8 protein-coding genes are annotated in these 11359 nt (G+C 46.4%); 1 reads left to right on the forward strand and 7 read right to left on the reverse strand.

From position 1 onward, the window contains the following. Nucleotides 1-200: 200 nt before the first annotated feature. The 4 genes from Q4A14_RS07900 to Q4A14_RS07915 all read right to left on the reverse strand — a co-directional run bounded on the left by Q4A14_RS07900 (nucleotide 201) and on the right by Q4A14_RS07915 (nucleotide 7205). On the reverse strand, nucleotides 201-1718 hold the full coding sequence (locus Q4A14_RS07900) for a BACON domain-containing carbohydrate-binding protein (RefSeq protein ID WP_303171243.1): 1518 nt from the start codon (nucleotides 1716-1718) through the stop codon (nucleotides 201-203). A gap of 48 nt (nucleotides 1719-1766) precedes the next feature. Beyond that, nucleotides 1767-2717, reverse strand: a complete 951-nt coding sequence (locus Q4A14_RS07905; RefSeq protein WP_303171244.1) for a PorV/PorQ family protein — start codon at nucleotides 2715-2717, stop codon at nucleotides 1767-1769. A gap of 14 nt (nucleotides 2718-2731) precedes the next feature. After that, entirely contained in the window at nucleotides 2732-5482 is a 2751-nt protein-coding gene (locus Q4A14_RS07910) for a S8 family serine peptidase (RefSeq protein WP_303171246.1), read from the reverse strand. 103 nt (nucleotides 5483-5585) lie between these two features. Then, the gene (locus tag Q4A14_RS07915; protein WP_303171247.1) at nucleotides 5586-7205 is read right to left on the reverse strand and encodes a BACON domain-containing protein; all 1620 of its coding nucleotides are present in this window, start codon (nucleotides 7203-7205) and stop codon (nucleotides 5586-5588) included. Nucleotides 7206-7834: 629 nt separating this feature from the next. Here Q4A14_RS07915 and Q4A14_RS07920 point away from each other — a divergent pair. Further along, a complete protein-coding gene (locus Q4A14_RS07920) occupies nucleotides 7835-8536 on the forward strand; it encodes a hypothetical protein (protein WP_303171248.1) in 702 nt (233 codons plus the stop codon). A gap of 88 nt (nucleotides 8537-8624) precedes the next feature. Here the strand turns inward: Q4A14_RS07920 and rny are convergent, their stop codons facing one another. The 3 genes from rny to Q4A14_RS07935 all read right to left on the reverse strand — a co-directional run bounded on the left by rny (nucleotide 8625) and on the right by Q4A14_RS07935 (nucleotide 10980). Further along, on the reverse strand, nucleotides 8625-10172 hold the full coding sequence (gene rny, locus Q4A14_RS07925) for a ribonuclease Y (RefSeq protein WP_303171250.1): 1548 nt from the start codon (nucleotides 10170-10172) through the stop codon (nucleotides 8625-8627). 99 nt (nucleotides 10173-10271) lie between these two features. Further along, the gene (locus Q4A14_RS07930) at nucleotides 10272-10616 is read right to left on the reverse strand and encodes a cell division protein ZapA (protein WP_303171252.1); all 345 of its coding nucleotides are present in this window, start codon (nucleotides 10614-10616) and stop codon (nucleotides 10272-10274) included. Between the two features lie 61 nt (nucleotides 10617-10677). Next, a complete protein-coding gene (locus Q4A14_RS07935) occupies nucleotides 10678-10980 on the reverse strand; it encodes a hypothetical protein (protein WP_303171253.1) in 303 nt (100 codons plus the stop codon). Nucleotides 10981-11359: the final 379 nt, after the last annotated feature.

Below are 11359 nucleotides of genomic sequence, written 5' to 3' on the forward strand. Positions count from 1 at the left end.
TTACCTCAAAGTTAAGGACTAATGGGGCTTACACACTTTTTTAGGACAGTATCCGTTTGACAAAGCGACACCCCGGAAAAAGCGTTCCATTCTCACAAATCTTATAGCATCAGAAAAGACTCCTAAAAAATAAGAGACCCCCTGAAAGCGTTCCTCGCACAAGCTTTCAGGGGGTATTTCATTTTTGTTATAGAGTCTGATCAGTCATTGATGACCTCTCTGTAAAGTCTGATGACCAAGAGCTGTTTGCCATTTTTGAAGTTGGCAAATCGCATGGGCGTCAAGTCGAAAGTCGTATTGGACTCTTTGTGGTGGTAGAAGAAGTGCCCAAACTGCTTGCGGATGAATACGATATTATTTTTGTCGAGGAGTTCTCTGAACTCCTTTGTCATCTTCCAGTCCCCATCGTACTCCCAATAAGCCAGACTTACATTGTCATAGTATCCATAGATCTCCGAAATTTGACCTGTAAAGGGATTGTCAGGCTTCAAGTCATAGAATTTGTAAGCTCTTGCGATGAGATCCGAACCATCATTCCGGTCTATTTCGTAGAACCAATATCTTGTCGGAGGTTTGGAAAGTATATCATTCTTGACACCTCCGTTTTGTGCCTCATATTCTATCACGTCAGCCTTATTTTTACCATGGATGTCCTCCTGATCATCAGCTGCATACTCCCAGATTGATCTTAGAGGAGGGATACCGTCCTTAAAAGTGGGATAATCCTGAGGTTGCTGTGGATCGTATTCTATATTGATGGAAGCCGCTCCCGACGACTCATACTTCACAAAAGCGTTGAAGTGATCTCGTTCGTTGACATATTCGGTTCGATCCGGTTTTGTTGCTGTTTTGACAAAGCCGTAAGAATATAAAAAGCGTTCGAAGTCCTCACCTTTGAAGAGCTCCCCTTTGCTTGTGGGGATGATGACACTGTAGTAGTTCGTGCTTGTCTCTGTTTTGAAGAAGTACGCGATATAGGGGAACTCACGGACTCCGGTATAGAAGTTATACTCGGTTTTATTGAATATTCCATTGGGGATTTTTACGAGTGTGTTCCCTTTTTCTGCTTCGTATCTCATCACCTCCCTCTGAGGTGCGACTTGTGCAAAGGGAGGGATGATCAGACTCAAAGTGCCCTCTTGCTTTACGGCGATAGATTTCACACCTTTTCCGGAGGAGATGAGCAAGGTACCTTCTCTGGCGTAGAGATCTTCGTTGGGAGCTATATTGAGGATGAAGTATCCGTCGCCTTCATGATGAGAGATGCTCATCCATGGGGCATCTTCGACCTTGAATATCATGTTGTCCGCATTGCTTTCATAGGCGACTTTTCTCATCGTGACATTGGGCCCGAGGACGATAGCATCCGCATCCGGCAGGATCACCTCTTCTGCTCCGGACTGTATGAGTTCGATCTTGGCTACGGTATTCCCGGAAGTTACTATGGCATAAGCCTTACGGTCAACTGCAATTTCATTTTTCTCCACCATGAAGACGAGCCTGTCACCCTCCTTTTTCATTTTGAACCAAGTCCCTTCCTGTGCAGAGAATGCCGACCACTGATGGGCATTGGTTCGGATGGTTACACTTTTTTCCGAACCTTCTTGAGGGAAGTTTATCGTTGTCTCGGAGATATCGAGAGTGGCGTCATTGAATACATTGTCTTCCGAACAAGAGACAATGAATAGTGCAAGGATAATCCCCAAAATATATTTCATTGTTGTCATTTGCATATTTTTTACTGTTACATGTTGAGTTGAGTTTTGTTAGAAAGATAGTGAAAGTGTTCCGGACACATTTGACAATGCAGATAAGGCTACGTGCTGATAGACCACTCCCAGTCTTATGAGGGACAGCTTGCCCGACAGACCTGCTGAGACTACCATAGGATACCCTTTCATGACACTGCAGCCCAAGCTGCCTTTAAGCATATCTTTGTAGTCCACTTCTCCGCCGACATATCCCCCAAAGCTCTTGGCTCTTATCGGTAGAAAGTTGTATCTGAAACCCGCCAACAAACTGCACTTATACTCTGCAGACAATTGCTTGCTCAGCTCTGCCCCCATATCCCATGATGCAGGGACGTTGATCTTTCGTCCACCCTTACCATACCTAAACTGTGGTCCGAAGTTGGTCAGGCGCGAGCCGATCATATACTCGACCTCATGGCTTTTGACGGATCCTTTCCCTCTGTAATACAATCCTACATTAAAGACGGCTGTTTGGGCCTTTTTGCCGATATAACTAAATACATAGGAACCGGATGTGTAGGCCGACAGGTGTCTGTTGAGTCTGAATGCGTAGCCCAGATCCAAGGTAGCTTCGTTCAGAGGTATGGATTTACCTTCTATCCCCTCATTATTTACACGAGGGACCTTGGGCCCTCGCCAGTGTCTTCCGCCCACAAATAGTGCATGTCTACCTAAGCGTATCCCTGCGGAGCCATTGAAGAAGTAAAGGTTATATCCGTTTATGTCCTTCCCGAAGACTCTTGTCCCCATAGAGACATCGACTCGAGTATGCTGAGTCAGCAATGAGGTCGGATTGGTGTAGATATATCCGCCATCGGCTTCTCCTATGGAAGCATTGCCCATGGAGGAGAGCCGAGTGTCTGTGGCGAGATGTAATATAGGCAAAGAGCCTTCCTGCTGCGCAGAGGCTATGATTGGAAACGATAATAGGGATAGAGCCCCCAGTACTATTCGAATAAGTTTCATAAGGTCCTCTCCAGTTATAGTTTCACAAAGTTTTTCTGATACACTCCTTTATCTGACGACACCTTCAGAGTATAAGATCCCGGAGTCAGTCGGGCGAGTCCCAGGATGATGTTGCTCTGCCCATTGATATCGTACTCCCTTTGGTAGACGACCCTTCCCATCATACTTATGACTTCAAACGAGGCTTTTGGTAGTTCAGGATTGACGATGACATTGAGTTGCTTCTCGACAGGCACGGGGTACATCGTATACACAAGGGCATCCCTATCATCTACAACACGGACCTCAAAACTCGTGGATGCAGGAGCACTTACCCCGTCGGTCACGACAACATTGACTTTGCACCTGCCATTCTTTCGTCCGAGGAGACTTATCTGCCCCTCATCATTGATCTTTGCAGACAAGATCGATCCGTCAGAAGAAGAGATTTGATAAGTCACCTTTTGGGCTGGATCTTTATCCAAAAGTGCGCTGACATCCAGATGTTTCTCCCCTTGTTTTTGTCCCACGATCTGTGGCTTGACATTGTTTCGGAACACAGGCGGTTTGTATGTATAAATTTCAAAAGGTATTTCCGCATCTACGGTAGCTCCGATCTCATCTCTTCCCTCCACCTTGATTTTGTACTGACCGACAGGTGCTGTTGCCATGATGACAAAATGAACTTTGTTTTTCTCTATTTTGTGCGTCACTCCCTTTTTGTCGCCCGAGATCTTCGCATGTACCTGATGACCATCCACGTCCTTCATCGTGAGGGTAAACTTGACCTTTTCGGCACCTGTCACTCGGATCTTCTTATCGGGAAGTCCTTCGATGGAGGGTGGGGTATTTTTCTTGGTCCGCGCCTGAATGAAAGAAGGTATGGACCTCAATCCCCAACGGTCCACGGCCTCTATGGCAAAGAAATAGTCTTTGTTGTCTGTAAGACCTTCAAAAAGAGAGAACATTTCTTTGCCCGGCTCAACACCGAAGCTCTTGACTGTAACGGACTGTCTCGCAGTAGTGTAGTTTTTAGGATTAAGCTCCTTTTCATCCATATATAGATTGTAAAAGAGAGCCATCCTATCATCGACATCCTCCACTGTGATCCAGTTGAGTGTCACTGTGATAAATTCGGGCATCACGGATATCCTATCAACCTTTTGTGGCGGGATATTTTCATTCTTGGCAAAGGCCGCCTCTGCATCGATATATCCAATCCCCAATCGGTCTTCAAAGCCTTGATTCATCACGTTGATGTTCATAGGCCTTAGAGAGCCCAGCAAACGAGTCTTCAACTCCTCATTGGTAAAACCTTTCTTGCCATATTTGGAAACAATCAATGCCGCAACCCCGGAGACGTGAGGACAAGCCATTGAAGTGCCTTGCATATAGCCATACTTGGCATTCTTAACCGATGGCGCAAGGGTACTGTAGACTTCACCTTTCGAGTAACGCTGATCACCACCCGGAGCCATGATATCTACCCAGGCACCTCTGTTGCTATAGTAGGCCTTTTTCCAGTCAGGCGCCATCGAAGACACCGCAACGACCTTGTTGTATGCTGCGGGATAAGCGAGATAGTCTTGCCCATCATTCCCTGCTGCAAAGATGACCACCCCTCCTTTCATTGGAGCGTCTTCAAGCTGGTTGCCATCATTGTCGCATCCGGCATGTTGGATGAAGTAGTCTATCGCTTCTTTTTCATAGGCAGGGAGAAATCCAGGACCGGGATAGGTATACCCCCAGGAATTTTGTGAGATCACAGCTCCGTTGTTGGCTGCATAAACAAAAGCCTGAGCGGATTGAGAACCTCTGGAGGCCTCTCCTCTTCGCCCGAACTTTTGACAACTCATCAATCGAACTCCACTCTCCGGAGAGCCATCTCCGCCGGCGACTCCACACACACCGATACCGTTGTTGTTACGAGCCGACACCGTTCCGGCGACATGTGTACCATGAGAGTCAGCGTCAGGGTATATTTCCCCATTGAGATGAATAAAGTTGACTCCATGTACATCGTCAACATATCCGTTGTTGTCATCATCTATACCATTTCCGGGGATTTCATTTGGATTGGTCCACAAGTTATCTATCAGGTCTTCATGGGTTGTGTCTATCCCACCATCTGTGACAGCAACGATCACATCCGCCTTTCCGGTCTCGTATTTCCAAGCTCTGAATAGGTTGATATCCGCCCCAGCCACTGATTTTTCAAACTTGCCATCATTTTGATAGTGCCATTGCAAAGCAAGACCCGGGTCATTGAACTGACCACTTGTCTGCTCTGTAGCCAAAGGACCCGGCATAGGAGTGACCTTTACACCGGGGAGGCTGGTAGCGTAGTCTTTTTCCACGACTGCAACTTCGCTTAGGTGACTAAGCATGGAGACAGCCTCTGTGAGATCTTGCTCGCTACTTATTTCGACTTGATACCACTCATCCAGCCCGGCTCTTCTCATGCGTTTCTCCCATCTGGGATCTATCGGGAAGAGTGGAGTCATCTTGGTAGCGCCCATGTTGTTGAGAGCAGAGCTGAGTCCGGAGGGGACACTGTTCATGGCTACGTCTCCATTTGTTGAGAGGTGTATCCTTCTGCTGTGCTCCTTTTCAATTTTTATGAATAGCACCCCCGGGATTTCATGTATCTGTCGTCCCGTTGAGATCGACCGTTCAAAAGCCTTTTCAGGAGAATGTTCCGAAGGAGTCAGAATATTGTCTTCAGACCTGCAGGAGAGTAGCAATGCACTGAAGATACAGCCCGTGACATATACAATATGCTTCATTATTATTTTGTCTATTGATTTTATCAGGCGGTCTTGGCTCTTTCGACAAGAGCCAAGAAGCCTGTTTTAATGTCCTTTAGTCAATATACCTTTCGAAGAACTCTCACTTTTTAGAGACAGTCTCTCTGAATCTCTTATACAACAGGTCTTCTGTTGCAGAGTTTTGTTCTCCGATAGTAACCTTGTATGCGGTTACGAGAACAAATGGTTTGTTGTCGTTGTAGTCTGCAAGGCTTTCAACTTTGAAGCCCATCATGGCATGTGATGTCGGATTGTAAAATCTGTCCACTCCCTTGTTCGTTTTACTGTGATAGACATACCCTTTGGACTCCATCAAGTCGATGAGCTCTTTGGTCAAGTAATAATTGTCTTCCAGTTGCCAGAAAGCTCTGCTGACATCAAGCACTGTTGTCAGAGTACTTTCCAACTCTCCTTCTGCAGGGTCTTTTTTGGGGATTCCGTTTTTACCGGCTACGATGAAGTTGTACATACGTAGACCTTCCGGCGCATCGCTTTTTGCTGCATCAAATGCCAAGATAGCAGGGTTTTCTTTATGCGCATCCTTGGACTCCTGTTCATTAAATTTGGACCCAAGGTTTGCTTCAAAATCAAGAACTTCCTGCTTGCGTGCGCCCTTTTCTTTCTGGTCATAATCTCCGATGAGTGGGACTTGATCAAAAGATGTAAGTTTTGAGAATGTCGGGTATGCTTGTGTTTGCTTTGGCAGGTAAGTCAAGGTCATCAGAGCACCGCCCTTACTTGGAAAATTGACTCTTGCCCTGTAGTTATTGGTTTCATTTACATAGTTGTGGAGGATACTTGTGCTTTTACCCTTTACGAATCCTCTCAGGTTCATGAAACTTTCAAAATCAGAGTTCCTCATCAGGTCTGCATCCGCGACACCTGCGACAGATCGATCAAAGACCAATTGCCCCATGTTCGGATATTCATATTCGATGTTGGAGATGATGGTATTCCCTGTAGTAAAACGATAGAAGGTTTTATTGTTGAAGCCGTCAGGTGTCTGTGCCAGGATGTTGCCTCTGGATCTCTCAAAATTGATAACATCCTTGAGTGTCGCGGGATAAGTCATCAAAGGCAAAGCCAGATCAAGCACCCCTTCCTGAGTAACGTTGAGTTCTCTTGCTTGCTGTCCGGCAGAGAGGATGACCTTTGCGTTTCTGGGAAGTAGATCAGGGTTATCTCGGGCGACAAGTTCGAAGGTCCCTTCACCCTGCCTATAATCGGCTTTGAGCCAGTCTGCCCCCTCGACTTCCACCTTTACGAGATTAGGGACGTTGGAGAAGAGTCTCAGCTTTTTTGTTCCCCCTGATGTAGCAAAGCGGATATCTGTCCCTTCTGACTCTATGAGGATATCCGAAGCCCTCTGATGTACTTCAATGCGCTCTGAGATGTCACCTGCGTGTACAGATACAATGGCAATACGATCGATGCCCATAGTATTTTCCTTTGTAGCGATTTTAAGCGTATTGCCCTCCTTTGTCAAGGTAAGCCACTGCCCCTCTTGTGCAGAAGTCGCTTCCCACTTGTCTCTGTTGGACTGGATGCTTATGGTCTTTTCGGATGCCTCCTTGGCGAAGAAGACAGGGTTTTCGCTCACTTTGAGGATTGCATCCTCATACAAGCTCTCCTCCATACATCCTGTAAATGAGAGCATTGCAATGATCAGACTTGACAAGCCTGAAATTCTTTGTAGTTTCATAAGTTTAATTTTGTTGTCTTTATTTTAGGGTTGTTTTATATGTGTGGTAGTGTCTTGAGTATCTGTGACTATCGTTGATGCGGCTCTCTCTGAAGTTGTTTTTCTTGCCCTTATCTTCTGAGGTTTGCACTATCGGCAATAACTAAAGAATTTAGAGAATGTCGCACAAGAACAACTATATGATTTACTATTGCTCTGTTTTTCACCTACATGGTTGACATTTACTCTAACCTCTTCCATAAAGATAGCAAATATTTAATTTCATCACATTTTCGTGTCATTTTTCTCTATGATGATGTATTATGGTTTTGATGGTTGAGTTTTACCGCAGATATTCCGGAGAAATAGAAATACAGAAGAAAGGTGTAGACAAAAAGATCTGAAATGGCAAAAAGGGGAAACTCACCGCAGAGAATATTTGGCAAAAAGTTCTCGTTATCAAAACTCTGATAAACAGGCAGTATAACTCAACAAATAGGGATATTGATCTTTAAGGAAGCAGCACTGAAAACCTTCGTTTTACTATATTCGCAACAGAAACACACCCGATAAACATAATGTCGCCCAAAGCAACAGAAGCGAGAGGGGAGGCATTCCATAAATTCACAAATCAAAACACATTACATCACATGAAAAAAATTGCAAGACTTACACTTGCCACGGTCGTGGCAGCACTGACTTTTGGGACAAGCATCCATTCGCAAAACAAATCCACCCCGATAGAGGTAAAGATAACGGGGAAGACAGATCACGAGAAGTGTGTCAAAGGACAAAGGGGGACAGTGACCTTCAACAGATTTCCCGCAACGGTAAAGGAGTTTGAGGAAGTGCGTGAAAAAATAGGTTCAGAGCCTCATGGGGCTGTGGCGCTTCAGGTGATGGCGTACGAAATGTTCCGCAGAAACAAAGAAACCGGCTCTACCTGCATCGAACTCAACAGCGTCTCCAACATCACGGGGCCGGACAGTGCACCGATCAGACAACTCAGCATCCTCTTCAACGAGGACAATTCTGCCCACCCCTACCAAATGGCTTCCATGCTCAAAGGAGCGACTCCGGAAAATGGGTATAACCCGATCAAACCATACACCATAGAAGTGTATTCGGACCACGGAAGAGGCTACGAGAAGTCTCAGGCTTACCAAGCGACGGTCGTGCGCATGTATGTCGTAACGAGTGGAAGAAGTGACAGGAAGTTCCCGGTATCAGTGGTAAAGACATTGAAACCGGACGAACCAAGTAAGGGCAAATACTTCATCGTGACAAACAGCCCTATCTACTCCCGCGTACAAGAAAAGTCTTTTGCTCAGGAGTTCAAAGGATTGGAATGAAAACAACACATATAAAAACAGCGCAGGCAGTCAAGGAATATCCCTGACTGCCTGCGCTGTTTTCATGTATCGCGTCTATGTCTGTCGATTACTTCGCAAATGCCACAGAGCGGGTTTCTCTGATGACGGTGATCTTGACTTGCCCCGGATAGGTCATCTCATCCTGGATCTTCTTTGCGATCTCAGAAGAGAGTTGTTCGGTACGTATGTCGTCTACCTTATCCGCTCCGACGATGACACGCAACTCTCGTCCTGCCTGTATAGCGTATGTCTTGATGACACCGGGATAAGAGAGCGCCAACTTTTCAAGATCGTTGAGACGCTTGATGTAAGCTTCCGCGATCTCACGGCGTGCACCCGGACGTGCTCCGGAGATGGCATCACAGACCTGAACGATAGGAGCGATGAGTGTCTCCATCTCTATCTCATCGTGGTGCGCACCCACAGCATTGCAGATATCGGGTTTCTCCTTGTACTTTTCACACAACTTCATCCCAAGGAGAGCGTGTGGCATCTCAGGCTCATCATCAGGCACCTTACCGATATCGTGGAGGAGACCTGCTCTCTTCGCCTTTTTAGGATTGAGACCCAGTTCGGCAGCCATGACGGCACAGAGGTTGGCAGTCTCACGCGAGTGCTGGAGGAGATTTTGTCCGTATGATGAACGGTATTTCATCTTACCCACGAGACGGATGAGTTCGGGGTGAAGACCATGGATACCAAGATCGATGACGGTACGCTTACCGGTCTCGATGATTTCTTCTTCGATCTGCTTGCGCACCTTTGCAACAACTTCCTCGATACGTGCAGGGTGGATACGACCATCCTGAACGAGTTGGTGCAAGACAAGGCGGGCGATCTCCCTGCGGACAGGGTCGAAGCAAGAGAGGACGATAGCCTCGGGAGTGTCATCGACGATGATCTCGACACCTGTCGCAGCCTCAAGGGCACGGATGTTGCGACCTTCACGACCGATAATACGTCCCTTGATCTCATCGGAGTCGATGTGGAAGACGGTGACGGAGTTTTCGATAGCCGTCTCCGTAGCTATGCGTTGTAGAGACTTGATGACAAGCTTCTTTGCTTCCATGTTGGCAGTAAGCTTGGCTTCGTCCATGATCTCTGCGATGTAGGCCGAAGCATCACCACGCGCTTCATCTTTGATAGACTCGATGATACGCTCTTTGGCATCCTCGACCGAAAGCCCCGAGATGTTTTCGAGTTCGGCGAGTTCGCGCTTTTTGAGTTCTTCGAGTTCGACCTCACGGGTCTTGATATGCTCCAACTGAGTCCGAAGAGACTCTCGTATAGCATCGTTTTCTTTGAGTTTTTTCAAGAGCTCGTCCTGCTTCTGCTGGAGAGACTGCTCACGAGTTTTGAGTTTGGCTTCGATACCCTGCAACTTGGACTGGCGTTGAGAGATCTCCTTATCGAGGTTGGACTTCTGCTTGATGAACTGTTCTTTCACCTCCAGCATCTTGTTCTTTTTGATCACCTCGATCTCCTCTTTTGCCTTCTTCATGTACTCATCGGACTTTCTATCGACGGCTTTGTTCATCATCTTCCACATGATGAAACCTGCAGCGATAAAAATAACGATGAGGGCAAGGATCAGCACATAAACAAATGTATTCATCGTTGTTGTTGTTCTATGTAATAAAAATAGCGTTAGTCATAAATTAAAATATATCAACCACGCCTAAAAGGAAAAGGACGAAGTCCGAGAAAACGCACCTCACTCTGCGGGGTGAGGATAGAGTGCCATCTCCAACTTCTCTTTGAGAGTAGCCAAGCGAGCGTTCAGGGCTTGGTCTTCGGCTTTGATGCGCGCTTCTTCGACAATAGAAGCAAAATGCAACGCCGTGTATCTTAGGAGTTCGATCTCTGACGTTGCCCCATCCCCATACCGTTGTCTGTACAGTCCCAACACCCGATTGAGTTCGGTGGCACCTGATCTGATGTACTGCTCATCCCCTCTGTCTATCTTGAGGGAGATGATACTGCCATCGACCTTGACCGTGATATCGAGCTTGTTGTACGGCTTGGCAGCCTTGGTGTTGTTCGATGTAGAAGAACTCACAGCAAAAATCAATATATCGGCGGCCGTTGCAGAATGTCTCTGCGTGACGGCGTCATCGTAGTCAAACGTTCTTTTCCAAATAAGCAATGCAGGTCTCCACCTCTTTGATCACAAGATCTATCTCACCCTTGAACTCCCTCAACTGCTGATGAGCCACAGGGGAATCTTTGAGCACCAAAGAGGCAACGGAAAGCTGCCGGTTCAAGTCTCGGATACGCTCCTCCCGGCTCTCAGCCAGAGCAAAGAGATGCTCCTTCTCAGCTGTGAGTGTGCGAATGTGATTCGCTTGGGCCTGACACAAGCGAATCAGCTGATCGAGGCGTTCCTCGACGTCCTGAATCAGTCGTTCATCGCATTCACTCATCACATAGACTTAAAACTTGTACAAATATATGTAAAAAGCGGGACATAGCAAAAATGTTTAATTTCTCAAAGGTCAGGTAAAAGCTGATTATCCGCTCCCGAAGGGACAAGTAAGAGCAAAGACAGAAAATAGGAATCGGATGAAAGGGGCTTATATCATGGGCGGAATTTATATAAAAACACTTGACAAGGGAGCTGAAAAAGTGGGGCGTTTTTTTTTGCGCAAAACATGATCACACAAAGTCCGTGAAACACAGTCTCTCCACGGTGCTGAGATGATGCCCTACGGACGAGGTCGTGAGAAAGGTATAGAACCTCCGAAATCAAGTTGTCTGAAAATTCAAGATGAGATTATCTTATTGAGCAACAAGACGTTACTA

The organism is Porphyromonas sp. (genome assembly GCF_030529325.1).
In the GTDB taxonomy this organism is placed as follows: Bacteria; Bacteroidota; Bacteroidia; order Bacteroidales; family Porphyromonadaceae; genus Porphyromonas_A.

Bases quoted from the DNA above. Each gene is read 5' to 3' on its own strand.
- Q4A14_RS07900 (WP_303171243.1), bottom strand. From the start codon at position 1,718: ATGAAATATATTTTGGGGATTATCCTTGCACTATTCATTGTCTCTTGT.
- Q4A14_RS07905 (WP_303171244.1), bottom strand. From the start codon at position 2,717: ATGAAACTTATTCGAATAGTACTGGGGGCTCTATCCCTATTATCGTTT.
- Q4A14_RS07910 (WP_303171246.1), bottom strand. From the start codon at position 5,482: ATGAAGCATATTGTATATGTCACGGGCTGTATCTTCAGTGCATTGCTA.
- Q4A14_RS07915 (WP_303171247.1), bottom strand. From the start codon at position 7,205: ATGAAACTACAAAGAATTTCAGGCTTGTCAAGTCTGATCATTGCAATG.
- Q4A14_RS07920 (WP_303171248.1), top strand. From the start codon at position 7,835: ATGAAAAAAATTGCAAGACTTACACTTGCCACGGTCGTGGCAGCACTG.
- rny (WP_303171250.1), bottom strand. From the start codon at position 10,172: ATGAATACATTTGTTTATGTGCTGATCCTTGCCCTCATCGTTATTTTT.
- Q4A14_RS07935 (WP_303171253.1), bottom strand. From the start codon at position 10,980: ATGAGTGAATGCGATGAACGACTGATTCAGGACGTCGAGGAACGCCTC.